12 protein-coding genes are annotated in these 14,383 nt (G+C 59.5%); 8 read left to right on the top strand and 4 right to left on the bottom strand.

Features of this window, described 5'->3' with window-relative positions:
* The first annotated feature begins 63 nt into the window (after positions 1-63).
* The 3 genes from HMPREF0183_RS05715 to HMPREF0183_RS13235 all read left to right on the top strand — a co-directional run bounded on the left by HMPREF0183_RS05715 (position 64) and on the right by HMPREF0183_RS13235 (position 2,816).
* Positions 64-1,497 carry an Ig-like domain-containing protein gene (locus tag HMPREF0183_RS05715; protein ID WP_005883812.1) on the top strand — a complete coding sequence of 478 codons (1,434 nt, stop codon included), beginning with the start codon at positions 64-66 and terminating at the stop codon, positions 1,495-1,497.
* A 72-nt stretch (positions 1,498-1,569) separates the two neighbouring features.
* Complete coding sequence (locus tag HMPREF0183_RS05710) at positions 1,570-2,496, top strand: APC family permease (RefSeq protein ID WP_005883811.1); 927 nt, start codon at positions 1,570-1,572, stop codon at positions 2,494-2,496.
* A complete protein-coding gene (locus tag HMPREF0183_RS13235; protein WP_245527119.1) occupies positions 2,493-2,816 on the top strand; it encodes a hypothetical protein in 324 nt (107 codons plus the stop codon). Before HMPREF0183_RS05710 ends, HMPREF0183_RS13235 begins: the two co-directional genes overlap by 4 nt.
* 5 nt (positions 2,817-2,821) lie before the next feature.
* Here HMPREF0183_RS13235 and HMPREF0183_RS05705 read toward each other — a convergent pair whose 3' ends face one another.
* The gene (locus tag HMPREF0183_RS05705) at positions 2,822-4,087 is read right to left on the bottom strand and encodes an MFS transporter (RefSeq protein ID WP_005883806.1); all 1,266 of its coding nucleotides are present in this window, start codon (positions 4,085-4,087) and stop codon (positions 2,822-2,824) included.
* A 22-nt stretch (positions 4,088-4,109) separates the two neighbouring features.
* On the opposite strand from HMPREF0183_RS05705, the gene HMPREF0183_RS05700 reads away from it, so the two are divergent.
* Together HMPREF0183_RS05700 and HMPREF0183_RS05695 are read left to right on the top strand one after the other, a co-directional pair.
* Positions 4,110-6,257: a M3 family metallopeptidase gene (locus HMPREF0183_RS05700; protein WP_005883804.1), complete on the top strand. Its 2,148-nt coding sequence runs from the start codon at positions 4,110-4,112 to the stop codon at positions 6,255-6,257.
* Between the two features lies 1 nt (position 6,258).
* A complete protein-coding gene (locus tag HMPREF0183_RS05695) occupies positions 6,259-7,071 on the top strand; it encodes an SGNH/GDSL hydrolase family protein (protein WP_005883802.1) in 813 nt (270 codons plus the stop codon).
* Positions 7,072-7,109: 38 nt separating this feature from the next.
* Here HMPREF0183_RS05695 and HMPREF0183_RS05690 read toward each other — a convergent pair whose 3' ends face one another.
* Positions 7,110-8,546 (bottom strand): FAD-binding oxidoreductase, encoded by a 1,437-nt coding sequence (locus HMPREF0183_RS05690; protein ID WP_005883798.1) that lies wholly within the window; start codon positions 8,544-8,546, stop codon positions 7,110-7,112.
* The gene (gene hisC / locus HMPREF0183_RS05685; protein WP_005883796.1) at positions 8,543-9,646 is read right to left on the bottom strand and encodes a histidinol-phosphate transaminase; all 1,104 of its coding nucleotides are present in this window, start codon (positions 9,644-9,646) and stop codon (positions 8,543-8,545) included. The genes HMPREF0183_RS05690 and hisC overlap by 4 nt, the downstream gene beginning before the upstream one ends.
* Before the next feature lie 77 nt (positions 9,647-9,723).
* Between hisC and HMPREF0183_RS05680 the strand changes: the two genes are divergently transcribed.
* Both HMPREF0183_RS05680 and HMPREF0183_RS05675 read left to right on the top strand, forming a co-directional pair.
* Positions 9,724-10,731: an alpha/beta hydrolase gene (locus HMPREF0183_RS05680; protein WP_005883795.1), complete on the top strand. Its 1,008-nt coding sequence runs from the start codon at positions 9,724-9,726 to the stop codon at positions 10,729-10,731.
* An 86-nt stretch (positions 10,732-10,817) separates the two neighbouring features.
* Positions 10,818-12,401, top strand: a complete 1,584-nt coding sequence (locus tag HMPREF0183_RS05675; RefSeq protein WP_005883793.1) for an AMP-binding protein — start codon at positions 10,818-10,820, stop codon at positions 12,399-12,401.
* Positions 12,402-12,483: 82 nt separating this feature from the next.
* Here HMPREF0183_RS05675 and HMPREF0183_RS05670 read toward each other — a convergent pair whose 3' ends face one another.
* Positions 12,484-13,050 carry a TetR/AcrR family transcriptional regulator gene (locus tag HMPREF0183_RS05670; protein WP_005883791.1) on the bottom strand — a complete coding sequence of 189 codons (567 nt, stop codon included), beginning with the start codon at positions 13,048-13,050 and terminating at the stop codon, positions 12,484-12,486.
* Here HMPREF0183_RS05670 and HMPREF0183_RS05665 point away from each other — a divergent pair.
* The gene (locus HMPREF0183_RS05665; protein WP_342610882.1) at positions 12,953-13,999 is read left to right on the top strand and encodes a DMT family transporter; all 1,047 of its coding nucleotides are present in this window, start codon (positions 12,953-12,955) and stop codon (positions 13,997-13,999) included. The genes HMPREF0183_RS05670 and HMPREF0183_RS05665 overlap by 98 nt on opposite strands.
* Positions 14,000-14,383 lie beyond the last annotated feature (384 nt).

Raw genomic sequence — 14,383 nt, 5'->3', positions numbered from 1 at the left:
TCAGGCCTTTCCAATGTCGAAGGTCCGTCGAATTTTCATCAGCTCTACTGAAGGTTCAAGCTCGTGTTCCGTCGTCTTCTCACTTCGTCGACAATCGCCCTAAGTCTCTTAGCCGTTGCGGCATGCTCAGCGGGCACCTCCGGTGACAACAACCCCGGACCCGGCTCTAAGGCAAAGGAGCCCGACCCAGAACCCGTTGTCAGCGTCGTTGCAGAAGCTACGCCAGGTGAAAAACTGCAACTATCCGTCGAAAAAGGCGAATTCGTCTCCGTAGAGCTCACCGACGACGACCACAAAGAAATCCCAGCCGACGCTGGAACTTTTGAAACCACCTCGGCGACCGCTGACCCCTCAGCCTCAGCAACAGATGGCACCGAAACCGACGAAGCTGACGGCAGCGCAGAAGCCGGCGGCAACCTCGGCTCCAACTCAGAGAACGACACTGAAGAAACAGAGCAAGCCGAGGACACCTCGGCAACAGACGACCCCAGTAACGAACCTTCAGCCGACCCTGACTCCACCGAAGCCCCTGAGGACGGTGCACAGGGTGGCGCAGCTGACAACAACCCCAAAGGCACTTCCTGGGAGTCCAACTTCACACTCGCAGGGTCATCGTCTTACACGTGGAAAGCCACAACCGTTTCACCTGACGGCAACACCCACGAATCCACTGGAACCGTGGAAACTGCTAAACCTAAAGGTGATGGCGCACGCATGCGCACCCTGCTCGACGACGACATGAAAGTAGGCGTGGGCGCCCCCATCATTTTCAATTTCGCCCACAAGATCCCCAAGGAATACCGCCCGGGAATCGAAAGCCGTCTGACCGTGGAAGTCACCGATAAGGACGACAAGCCGCGTAAAGTCGAAGGCGCATGGGGATGGCTCCCAGATGACGACGGCCACTCGCGCATCCACTACCGGCCAAAAGAATTCTGGCCCGAACACTCCAAGATCCACGTCAGCGCTCCAGTCAAAGACGTTCCGTTCTCCAAGAACTCATTTGGCGCAAAAGACATGACACTGGACTTCGAAATCGACCGCGAACAGATCGCTGTCGCCGACGCTAAAAAACACCGCCTTACCGTCACACGCTCAGGCAAAAAGGTGATGGACTTCCCAGCGTCCCTGGGTGCGGCACGTTCTCCGTCGTACAACGGGATGCACATTGTGATGTCGAAGTCCCGCAACTACACCATGAAGTCCGAACGTTGGGGCTATTCCACCCCCGTCACCCATGCGGTTCGCATCCACAACAACGGTGAGTTCATCCACGCGGCCCCATGGTCGGCGGGCTCCCAGGGACGCGCAAACGTGTCCCACGGATGCGTCAACCTGTCCACGCCGAACGCCGCCGAATACTACGAATCTGCACTCTTTGGCGACCCGGTTGAAGTTGTCGGATCCAGCGTTTCCCTGACCACAGACTCTGGTGACATCAAGGACTGGGTGTACACGTGGGAAGAGTGGCAGAAGCTGAGCTCGATCAAGAAGTAGCACGAAAAGGCAGCCCCACAACCGCATCTTCAAGACACTTTCTGTTTGCCTTGGCCTGATACCAACACAGACATGATGTCTTCTCTGAAGCGTTCGCTCACCTTGAGTGACGCGATCATGATCGGCCTGGGCTCTATGCTTGGCGTCGGCATTTTCGTGGCGGTCGCCCCAGCTACTGCTCACGCCGGGTCTGGCATCTACATTGCTCTGGGGTTGGCTGCCCTGGTTGCCTTCTGCAATGCCACGTCTTCTGGTCAGCTAGCCGCGCAGTACCCGGTTGCGGGCGGCACGTATGCGTACGGGCGCGCACAGCTGGGTCAGGCGTGGGGGCTCACTGCCGGGTGGGCGTTTCTGTTGGGGAAGACTGCTTCGGCTGCCGCAATGGCGATGACGTTCGCGCACTACGCTCTGCCCGGCGCTCCCCCGCTCGTCCTGTCCTTCACTGCGGCCCTCGCGTTGATCGCGCTCACTACCGTCAACATTCTGGGCGTGTCTAAAACGGCGACGGTCACCAAGGTCATTGTGGTGATCGTGCTGGCTGGACTTGCATTGTTCGTGGCTACGTCGTGGTTGAGCACCCCCGCCGAGGTCACCTCCCCTTCCGCTGCCTATTTACCTTCCGCTCCGTTGGGTATTTTGCAGGGTGCGGGCATTATGTTTTTTGCGTTTGCTGGCTATGCCCGTGTAGCGACGTTGGGTGAAGAAGTGACGAACCCCTCCCGCACGATCCCTCGAGCCATCATGTGGGCGTTGGGCCTGACGCTAATCGTGTACGTTTTCATCACGTTCACACTGACCCACATGTTGGATCAGGAAACCCTCGCCACCTCCACGGCCCCAATTTTTGACGCCGTTCAGGTGCCGTGGATGAAGCTGGTGGTCCAGGTCGTTGCGGCGTTGGCGTGCCTGGGCGCCTTGTTGGGGCTCATGGCTGGTTTGGGGCGCACATGTTTGGCGATGGCCAGGGATTCGCGCAACTTCACGTTTTTGCCCACGTGAGCGAGCGCCACTCGACCCCTGCCCGCGCTGAAATCCTGTTCTGCGTCCTGGCCATCATCCTGGTCTTTTCTGTGGATGTGACAAAAGCCGTCGGCTTTTCGTCCACAGGCGTGCTGCTCTACTACGCGATCGCCAACTTGGCCGCGTTCACGCAAGACCGTGAGCACCGCATGTACCCCAAGGCTCTGCAGGTTCTGGGCGTGGTGCTGTGTGTTGCGATCGGGTTCACCGTCTCACCTACCGGCCTGCTCTTAGGCGCAGCCGCGGCCGTAGTCATCGTCGCCGTGATGTTCGTGTCTAACCGCCGAGGTCGTTCATAGCTTGCTTATATGTCGACCGTCCGGTTGCGGGCGGGTGCGACTGGTGTGCGTTTGAGGATGAGCGCAATGATCAGTAGCAGAACCATGTGGCTTCCGATGATTGCGGTGACGCCTGTCCAGCCGGTGTGTGACCAGGCTAGGGGCGTGAGGTTGCCGGTGACGGACGATCCCAGGTAGAAGCACACCATGTAAATAGATGCGGCTTGTGCGGGGACGCCTACGGATCGGATTGCTCGACCTGCTACCCAGGACGCAGCGGTGGAGTGTCCTACAAAGAACCCGATTGCAAGAATCGCCAGTCCCGCGACGATGCACACCACGTTGGGGATCACCATGAGCGCAACCCCCACCAGTCCGATGAGCGGACCAAACGCCATGACTGTTCGCAGTGATGTGCGATCGGCAATTTTGCCGGCTATCGCAGATGCCCACCCGGCAAGCGGGTACACAAAGTAAATGAGTCCCACGATCCCAATCGGAACGAAATACGGATCGCCTTCTAAGCGGAATCCCATCACGTTGAGCGCACCAATGAATGACCCCACGCCCAGGTAGCCCACGACGAACAGGCCCAGCAGAACGGGGTCGGTGAACGCCTGCCCGAGCTTCTTTACCAGAACGCTAAACGAGTCGCGGTGTTGCACGAACCCTTGGGCCGGCGGCAGCAGGAAAAAGCACCCCAGGCCCGCTAACAGTCCAACAAGTGAGGCAGTGAACATGGCGGAGTGTGACTTGTCTAGCCCCAGGATCCCTTCGATCCCTAACCAGTCAAACACTTCAATGGCGGTAGACGGAATGATCCGGGCGCCCAATCCACCCAGGGTGTTTCCAAAAATATGAACCCCAATCACGGATGACACGATCGACGGGTGGATCTCTTCACGCAGGTACACTGTGGCAGTAGCGGGCAAACCCGCCAGAATGAACCCCATCACGAATCTGGCTACCAAGAACAGGTTCCAGTCGGAGATGAACACCACCCCAACGGCCATCACGCCAGCGATGACGACAGACCAGCGGATTAAACGACCTTGGCCGATCCGTTCACTGATAGGGACTGCAACAAGCAGCCCTAACCCAACGCCCGCGGTTGCAATAGACACCGACATCGCGGCCCCAGACGGGGTGATTCCGTAGTCGCGTGTGAGGTCCGGCAAGATTGCTTGGGTATTGTAGAGCAGTGTAAAGGTAGCGAGACCGGCCAGCATGATTCCGATCTTGATTCGTCGAGTTCGCGGATCGCCTGCTCCAGTACCCAAGTATTCGCTCACCCTCTCACAATAGACCTCGACAGTGCAGGAGAAAGTTTTGGGTTCCGAAGACCTCCATCCCGGCCACGTCCCAGAAGCGGAATCACCTAACTATCTGTGGGACTTTGTGAGCCAGCCGGAGCCCCTGACACTACCGGATTTTTCCCACATCACCCCTGAACTCATCATGGACGCCCTGGCCAGGGCCGTCGCGTTTCAAGAACAGTCCATTTCCGCGATCCTGGACAACCCTGAACCGGCGGATTTCAACAACACCACGCTGGCGATTGATGCGGCCTGCAGCTTGGTGTTCCGCCTGCAACCGTTTATCCGCTTGTACGAATCCAGCTTGTGGTCTGACGCTGTGGAGGCGATGGCAACAGAGTCGGCCGCCATCCTCACCCGCGCGGAACTTGATGTGTTCCTCAACGCTGAGCTCTTCGCACGTTTAGAAAGCGTCAGCACTGCGGCCCTGAACCCGGAAGACGCCCGTCACCACGAACTCATGGTTGCCGACTTCGCACACGCGGGTGCGCGCCTCACTGAGGACAGCCAAAAGCGCGTGGCAGCGTTCGCTGAAGAGATTTCTGCGCTGGAGACAGAGTTCGGCCAGTTCGTTCTGGCCGAAACCCAAGAGTCAGCCGTGCACATTCCGCACGACTCGGAACTGTCACTTGCAGGCTTGCCTGACGCGCAACTGAGCACTGTCACCTCCCATGCAGTTCAGCGTGGCCTGACCAAGGACGGGCACACTGGCGCGCTCATCACCCTGGAGTCCACTACGCAACAGCCCATCACCTCGGACTTGGACGACCCTGAAACCCGCACAGCCGTGTTCCACGCCTCCACCAACCGAGGTGCGCGCGGAACCGAAACCGATACTCGCTGGATCGTCTCCGACCTCACCGCTCTGCGCGCCGGCCTGGCCGGCCTCATGGGATACAAGTCGTACAAGGACTATGTGATTTCCCAGCAGGACGCGGGCAACGGCGAAAACGCGACCGCGCTGGTGGTGGACTTGCTGGAGCCCGCACTAGCACAGCTCGAATCAGAACTGGACACGATCCGCACAACGTACCAGCCACAGCGCCTGGAAGCTGAGGACATCGCGTACTACCTCAAGCGCTACAAACAGGACACGTACCAGTTGGGTTCGGTCGCTGAGTACTTCGACCTGTGGAACGTGTTCAACGACGGTGTGCTGTTTGCGGCAACCCAGTTGTACGGCGTGCGTTTTGAACGCACGGATGAAACCGCGTGGCACCCCGAGGTGGTTGTGTACCGCGCGTTCGACGGCGACCGGCCGCTGGGCGTGATTTGCGTGGATCCGTTTGCGCGGGAGTCAAAGCGTGGCGGGGCGTGGATGGACCAGTTGGTGTCACCAGGCCGAGTTTCCGGTTTGGGCCCGGTTATCAGCCTGACCATGAACATTCCCAAACCAGCAGACGGCGAACCTGCCCTGCTCAGCCTGGACAATGTGCGCACGCTGTTCCACGAATTCGGGCACGTGCTACACGGGCTGTTTGCGAACTCGACGTACGAAACTCGTTCAGGCACCTCGGTGCCCAGGGACTATGTGGAGTTCCCGTCCCAGCTCAACGAAATGTGGGCGCTACACCCGCAAGTGCTCCCCCACTACGCCGTCCACGTGCACACGGGCGAACCGATCCCGGACGAACTCGTTGAGCGCATCAAGAAGTCCCAGGCGTTTGGACAGGGGTTCGCCACGGTGGAGTACCTGGCGGCCGCGCTTTTGGACCTCAGCTGGCACTCGCTGGAGCCTGGCGAACAGGTGGAGTCGGTGCTCGACTTCGAACGCGACGTGCTCTCCGGCACCGGTTTCAACCCGTTGGTGCCGCCTCGGTACCGCACTCCGTATTTCCAGCACACGTTCGCTCTGGGGTACTCCGCTGGCTACTACTCGTACTTGTGGTCGGAAAAGCTCGCCGCGTATGTCACCGAATGGTTTAACTCCCAGGGCGGGCTCAACCCTGAAGCGGGTGACGCATTCCGCACTGCAGTTTTGGCTCCCGGGTATTCCACTGACCCGGGCACAACGATTACGGACTTCTTTGGCGAGCAACCCGGTGTGGGGCCACTGTTACGGCGCCGGGCTCTGCCAGATACCCAGACTGAGGTAGATGGCAGCACGCCCGAGGTGGACGGTAGCTCAGTAAAGGACGCGGACTGACGTGGGTGCTGGGAAAACGGCGTTGAAAGCTGGGCTTAAGGCTGGTTTGAAGGCGGCCACGGCAGTGGGCGGTGTGACCTTAGGAATGGGTGCCGGGTACGGAATTGCGGTTGTGCGTGTGCGCATCCAGTCAGCACTGTTCCCTAAGTTCTGGGCTGAGTCTGCGCGAACGCAACTTGAGCTCGACGAATCCTTGCAGGAGCTTCCGCCCTTGACGGTCAACGTCTTAGGCGATTCGGCAGCTAGCGGGGTGGGCGCTTCCAAACCGGAGCGCGCATATGTGGGCCTTTTGAAACAGCGGCTCGAAGAAGAAACTGGACGCAAGGTTTCTGTCACCAATATTTCAGTGCCCGGGGCCAGCTCGTGGCTTCTCATGGAAAAGCAGCTACCCCTTCTGGACGACTTGCCACCAGCAGACATCACCATGTGTGTCATCGGAGCCAATGACCTGATCGACCCTAAGTACACGCTCGAGGGTTTCGAGTGGACAGCAACTCGTTTGTACAAGCGCCTTCCGGCCGGCACAGTCGTGTCCACGATCCCCAGCTTTGGCCTGCCGTGGCTTGAGCCGAAGGTGCGTGCCGCTAACACGATCATCGAACGTGAGGCACGCTTAAACAACTTGGAACTGGCGGACCTATTTTCGACAACCCACGAACTGGGCCTGTGGCGCTATCTGCTGTACACGGGTGGCGACATCTTCCACCCGTCCGAACGCGGTTACGTAGCGTGGGCATCTGCACTGTGGCCAGCTGTGCGCCGGGCTGCCAAACGCGCGCTCGAAAAAGAAGCGCACGAAGCTGAACAGGCGTGACGTCACTACTGGCACCACGACCTAAACAGCCTCATCAACTACTTCAAATGCGACAGCATCTTCCCAGGACTGAAGATCCCTTGCGGGTCCAGTGCCTGTTTGATCGCCACGTGCATCTTTTGCGCTGACGGCGACAGCTCGCGTGCCAACCACTCGGCTTTCAGAACCCCTACACCGTGTTCGCCGGTGATGGTTCCGCCCAAATCCAAGCCAGCCTGCATGATCATGCCAAACGCTTCTTTTGCATGCTGGATGGAAACTGGGTCGCCCGCATCAAAAATGACGTTGGGGTGCATGTTCCCATCACCAGCGTGACCGCACGCGATCACCAAAATGTCTGGGAACTTCTGGGCAATCTGAGCCTGGCGCTCAAAGAACTCCGCAAGGCGGCCCCGCGGAACGCACACGTCGTCAACCAGCTCGCCACCACCTCGGGAGTGGGCCAACTTTTCATTTGCCGGGGCAACCGCCCGGCGCGCGGCAACCAAGGACTCCGAATCACGCGGATCATCCGAATACATCACGTCAGTTGCCCCGTTATCTTGAGCAACCTGCTGGAACAGTTCCAGGTCTTCCTGAGCGCGCGTCATCGAACCCGAACCGTCCGACTGCACAATCAGCATGGCACCCGCCCCACTGGGCAGCCCAAAATTCTGGTACGCGTTGACCGCTTCAATGGTGCCGCCGTCCATGTATTCCAACAGCGACGGGGTGGCACCCTTGCCCAGGTAGTCAGTGACTGTGCGAGCGGCGTGCACAGGATCAGAAAACAGTGCCACAGAGGTGAGCGGATCGGCCAGCTTGGGCACTGTGCGCAACGTGACCTCTACAATCACGCCCAGTGTGCCTTCCGAACCGATGAACAGCTGCGCCAGGTCGAAACCGGCGACGCCTTTTGCCGTGTTGCGCCCTACCGTGGTGACTTCACCGTCGGCGGTCACCACCTTGAGGCTACGCACAAAGTCCCTGGTCACACCGTATTTGACGCAGCACATACCGCCGGCGTTGGTGGCCGCGTTCCCGCCAATAGTGGAAATCGCTACCGAACCTGGGTCTGGCGGATACGACAGGTTGAAATCGGCCAAGTGGTTCTTGAGATCCAGGTTGATGACCCCCGGTTCCACCGTCACGGTCCCGTCCAGCGTGTTCACTTCCAGGATCCGGTTCATTTTGGCAACGTTTAACAGAATGCACCCGTCGAGCGCGTTGATGCCTCCCGAAAGCCCCGTGCGTGCCCCGGACGGAATGATGGGGATCGCGTGTTTGGCGGCAAACCGTACCGTGGCCTGCACATCTTCAACACACGTAGCACGCACCAAGGCGAGGGCGCTCTCCACGGGTGAGAACAACGCACGGTCGCTGGAGTGGGCTGCGATAACGTCAGTATCCGTGACCAGCGCATTAGGGCTGAGCTGGGTTGCGAGTTCGTTGAGGTCTGGAAGTCCGGTCGAATCCGGGAGTCCTGGGTTGCTCATGATTCTTGGCCCGAGGTCGTTGCACCGCTTGCGTGCCCGCGGGCTACCAGCTCGCTGGCGACATGGGCGACGCGGTCCATCGCTTCTTCTTCGCCGATGCTCACACGTACTCCCCCGGTGAGTTGACGAACGGCCACGCCCACGTCACGGCATGCGCGTTCAAACTCTTCTGCTTTGTCTTCCAGCGGAAGCCACAAGAAACCACCCTGGGAGTCCGCTACTGGGACACCGATTTCACGTAACCGTGCCTGCATATCGTCACGGATGCGGGCAATTTCTTTTGCCCGCACATCCACATCGGATGCCAATCGCAAGGACGCAGAAGCAGCGGCCTGCGCAACGCGTGACACACTAAACGGCATGATTGCGGTGCGCATAGCGCTGATGACATCGGGGTGAGCAACCGCCCATCCCACGCGCAAGCCCGCCATGCCGTGTGCCTTCGAGAATGTACGCACTACTACCAGGTTCGGGTGCGACGGCAGAGCGTCAACGCCGTCGAAACCACCTTCGACCATGTATTCGAAGTACGCCTGGTCCAACACCACCAGCACGTCGTGAGGAACCTTCGCCATGAACTCTTCAAATTCCTCACGGCCCACCGGTCCACCTGTGGGGTTGTTGGGGCTGCACAGAATCACCAGACGGGTGCGGTCATTGATGGCTTCGGCCATCGCGTCAAGATCGTGCCCCAAGTCCTCACGCAACGGAACTTTGACCGGGGTAGCCCCTTCGAGCAACGTGAGCGGCACATACATTTCGAACGACGGCCACGGGAAAACCACCTCGGTGCCGGGTTCTGCAGTGATGTGAAACAGGGCAGCGAGAATCTCAGAGGCACCGGCCCCAAAGACCAGCTGGTTCGTTTCCACACTCAGGTGTTGCGCCATCTCTTCAGTGAGGTCGAAAACGCCCGGGTCGCCATAGAGGTTCATGGTTTCCAAGGACTTCGCGGCCGCTTCAACAACAGCGGGAAGCGGGCTCATGAAGTGTTCATTGGACGACAGTTTGTACGCCTTCTGTCCAGCCACGGGAGCAGCAGGCTTGCCGGGAACATACGCGGGGGTGTCAGCGACCGCTGACCGTACTCGAAACTCCATACGACCATAGTAAACACCGTGGCAAGTACGTTCCCAGACCTGTGCCGTACCGGTTTTTCACCTGGCACAATAGGGGCATGAACCCCACACCACCTACGCAGTCGCAGTGGCTTCCAGACATTCTTGGCCCGGGGTTCGAATCCCTGCCCCTGGAACTGCCCTGCGGGGATCGGGCAACCCTGGTGAGATACCTGCCCCGGGTTGATAACCACCCCTCCCGAGGTGTCCCCCACCTGGACGGCGTCCCTCCCGTGGAACTCGCCAACACTGCCGTCCTCTACATTCACGGGTGGTCCGACTACTTCTACCACCGTGACTTAGCCCGGTTCTGGGCCCACATGGGCGCCCATTTCTACGCCGTTGACCTGCGCAACTACGGCAGGAACCTGGACCTCTCCGATCCTGAACGAACCCCGGGACTCATTGACGACCTCGGCGCTTATGATGAAGAAATCTCCGCCTGCCTGGACGTGCTCACTGGTCTTCACCCCCACTGCCGTGTGGTGCTCAGCGCCCACTCAACCGGAGGCCTCACCGCTGCGCTGTGGGCCAACGATAACCCTGGGCGAGTGGCTGGTCTGGTGCTGAACTCGCCGTGGTTGGAGTTCCAATACACCGCGAGCGTCCGCAAACTGCTGGGACCCCTCATGGCGGCCCGGAACCCAGTGAGTCCGCTTCGTATCTCCCTGCCTAACTACTACGTGCTGGCTGTTGCGCAAGCCCACGGGGATACACCGTTTGACCTTCGGCTCAAACCTCCAGAGTCGTTCCCCGTGTATCCGCAGTTCTTGCGGGCGGTGTTTGATGGGCACAAGCGGGTGGAACGTGGCCTTGACCTGGACGTGCCAGTGCTTGTGCAGATGTCGCGCACCTCGATGCAATCGGTGAACTACGCTCCACAGATGGCTCACGCGGATATTGTGCTCGATGTGGAGATTCTGGCCAGGCGGGCCCTCGACCTTGCCGACACTGTTGTTGTGGACCGTGTTCCAGGCGCTATGCACGACGTGTACCTGTCTGAAGAGAGCGTTCGCGACCAAGCGTTCACACGCATCATGCAGTTTGTCCACGGCTACCTGGACTAAGTGAACGTGCGGAAGCTGATGAGTTAGTGGCACCCCAAAATGTGGTTTAGGTTACCCTGCGCGCAGGCGGAAAAATCCCCAGCGCTATGGTGAAAACAACAGGGAAACCCTTAACCCAGGAGGCACGGGTGAAATTAGATCAGCTCGTTCAAGAATGGCTCGAAACCTACGACACACCAGACGCAAATGCTTCGTATCTACTGTGTGACCGCCACGACCCGCAGGCCACCGCGTTCACCTTCATCGCTCACGACGGAACGGTGTCCAAACCGACGTACGGTGAGCTGTCTGACAGGTCCAAGCGACTTGCCACCGCGCTTAAGCAACAGGGTGTTGAGAAGGGTGACCGCGTGGGAGTCCTCCTCACCAAATGCCCCGACATGCCCGTCACGCTGCTAGCACTCACACGACTGGGGGCCGTGTACGTCCCATTGTTCACAGCGTTTGCCACCGGTGCGATCAAGGTGCGCATGGAAGGTGCAAAAGCCAAGCTCGTCATCACCGAACCGTCGCAAGAAGACAAGGTGAAACCGCTGAACTGGCTCAACGTCATCACGATTGGTGAAGACTACGACCGCATGCAAACCGAGCCTGAACCGCTTGAGGACTCGGTTGCGATGGGAGGCGACGGCACGCTGGTGCAGTTGTTCACCTCGGGCACCACTGGCAACCCCAAAGGGGTTGCAGTCCCAGTGCGCGCGCTGGCAAGCTTCCACTGCTACATGCACTACTCCCTGGACGTCCGCCCCGAGGACGTGTTTTGGAACGCGGCCGACCCAGGCTGGGCGTACGGCCTGTACTACGGAGTGTTGGGGCCGCTGGCCATCGGGCTACCCAACCTCATGCAACAAGACAAGTTCACCGCCGACTCGACTCTGCAGCTCATGCGCGAACAAGGCGTGACCAACTACGCTTCCGCGCCCACCGTGTACCGCACGCTATCCAAGTCTGGGCTGGAACCCGGGTTCACGCTACGCCGGGCATCTTCAGCAGGAGAGCCACTCACGGTTGACGTGATCGACTGGGCTAAAGAAAAACTGGGGACCGAAGTCTATGACCAGTACGGCCAAACCGAACTGGGCATGGTGATCTGCAACCAGTGGAACGACGACGTGCGTGAAGAGCTCAAGCCTGGATCCATGGGTAAGCCGATCGCCGGGTATGAGGCAGACATTCTGGACGGTCAGATCGTCATCAGCGTGCCAAACAGCCCGCTCTTGTGGTTCACGGGTTATCAGGACGACCCGCAGAAGTCGGCTGAGCGTTTCAGTGAAGACGGTAAGTGGTATCTCACCGCAGACGCCGGGTACAAGGATGAAGACGGTAGCTTCTTCTTCGAAGGTCGCGATGACGACGTGATCCTCATGGCCGGTTACCGCATTGGGCCGTTCGACGTTGAGTCCGTACTTATCACGCACCCTGACGTGGTCGATGTTGGAGTTGTTGGTAAACCAGACCGCAACGGCGTCCGAGGTGAACTCGCTGAAGCGTACGTGGTGCTACGGGAGGGCGTGGAGGCTACCCCTGAGTTGGCTGAAGAGCTCAAGTTGCTGGTCAAGGAGGGGTACTCCGCTCACGCGTACCCACGCAAGGTCCACTTTGTGGATGCACTTCCTAAGACGCCAAGCGGTAAATTGCGTCGCGGGGAGTTGCGGAAGCGCGAAGACTGAAAGCGAAACACGAAATCGCGCGACACAGAACAGACTGTGTCGCGCGATTTTCATACGTGGTCTTGCTACGAGGAAATGCTCTTCACTGACGGTTGAGTAATTCCTGTGATGCGGCGCACGCTTGGGCGAGTTCTCGTGGGTCGCCTTGGATTGACGTGGTGACCTGGGCTCCTTCATATAGCAGGTGCAAGATAGTCCCCGTGTTCCCATCACCACCGGCAATCTGAGTGAAAAGAGTCAGCATCCAGGCCTTCTCTGCTCGGATTAACTCGGTGGCCTCGTGGTCGTTGGCGCCAATCTCAACCCAGGCGTTGACGAAAGCACAACCGCGCGGAGTGGCGGTCGCCCACTGGACAGTATGCCGGTAGACGACTTCCAAGGCTTGGACGGGGGAGGCGCCGGTCAAGGCTGTTAGGAGTTCTCGCTGCCAGAAGTGCGCGCGTTGTTGCAGGTAACAGGCGACGAGCCGACCCTTGGAACCGTAGCGCTGGTACAAGGTCCGCTTCGTGGTCGCAGCGCGCTCGACGATGCTGTCGACACCGGTGGCGGTGATGCCGTGGTCGCGGAAGAGTTCTGAGGCAGCCTCGAGAATCCTGCGGCCGACCGGTGTGGTGTCGACAGGCTCGAATGCCGCCAAGTCAATGTGCATGGTCTACCCCCAAGTCAATTGCGGTGCACTGACAGTATACCGACCGGTATGTTTACCTAAACGTATGCGATGGTTAATGTGTGTGGTGTTCGTAGTGGCTTGGAGTTCCGGGTTCGTCGGGGCGACGTTGGCGGACCGGACAGGCGCGGGAACGTGGACCCTGCTGGCATGGCGATATCTAGTGACGGCCCTTGTACTGCTCGTCGGGTGCCTCCTAATCCCCTCGCTGCGTCGATCTTTCCATACACTGAGTAGACGTCAGGTGCAGCAGCAGGTCGTCCTGGCCGTCTTGTCTCACGTGCTCTTCCTAGGTGGCGTGTTCCTGTCTGCTGAACAAGGGCTGGATGCCGGCTTGTCTGCGTTGGTGTGTGCACTCCAACCGTTGCTCGTGACTGCGGCAGGACGCATCATCTTCGGTGACCGGGTCAGCAGTTTCCAGTGGGTTGGCCTGCTCATGGCCCTCGGTGGCGTCGCCCTGAGTGTGGGAGGCATCAGCACAACGGGGCTGGGAAGCGTGAGCCTGGTGGTCGTGAGCCTCCTGGGGCTGTCCGCGGCTTCCCTGCTGGAACGCTCTTGGCAACCCCGGGTGCCAGTGGTGACCAGCCTGACCGTGCAGGTGAGCGTTGTTGCCGTGATCTTCAGTGGCGTCGCCCTCCTGACTGACGGTCTCGCTTTGCGAGTGACCGGGGCCCTGGTGCTGGCGATCAGTTGGCTGGTGTTCATGTCCGGACTGGGCGGCTACGCAATGTTCATCTGGTGCCTGCGCCACGTAGGAGCCACCACGACCAGCACTCTGCTCTACCTGACTGCACCAACCACGATGCTGTGGGCGTGGTCGATGTTTGGCCAGCAACCTTTGACCCTGCAATGGATTGGACTCGCGGTCGTTCTGAGTGGCGTCGGCCTCGCTACCAGAGGCTCCAACCAACGTGAGCAAGGCACAGCCTGACCGTTGGCCCCAAACCGATCGGATTCGAGCTCCGACACCAGGTCAACATCAGAAGCAAGGCTTTCATGACTCACCCGAATGCTGCTCTCACGCCACGATATCGGAGAGCCCGCCCGGCAATACGAGCATGACCTCCCCTGGGCCATGCTGTATGTCAATGCAAAAAGCTCGGCACCTCTCCCTACGGGGGAGACTGCACTAAGTCGTCCGCCAGCATGTCGATCGCAACCGGGCGGGCCTGTCGGGTAGTTCAACCAGCGGAGCGTCTTCGTCGCGCAGATCTAGTCCGACAACGGTGGCGGCTATCTCACACACCTGTGGCAACCAGCCACCCTTCTTGTGCTTGACTAACATCCGGCGTCAGTACAGTTAAAGTCGCAGCAA

The sequence above is a fragment of the Brevibacterium mcbrellneri ATCC 49030 genome (assembly GCF_000178455.1).
In the GTDB taxonomy this organism is placed as follows: Bacteria; Actinomycetota; Actinomycetes; order Actinomycetales; family Brevibacteriaceae; genus Brevibacterium; species Brevibacterium mcbrellneri.
This window is presented reverse-complemented; position numbering and strand designations above follow the sequence as displayed.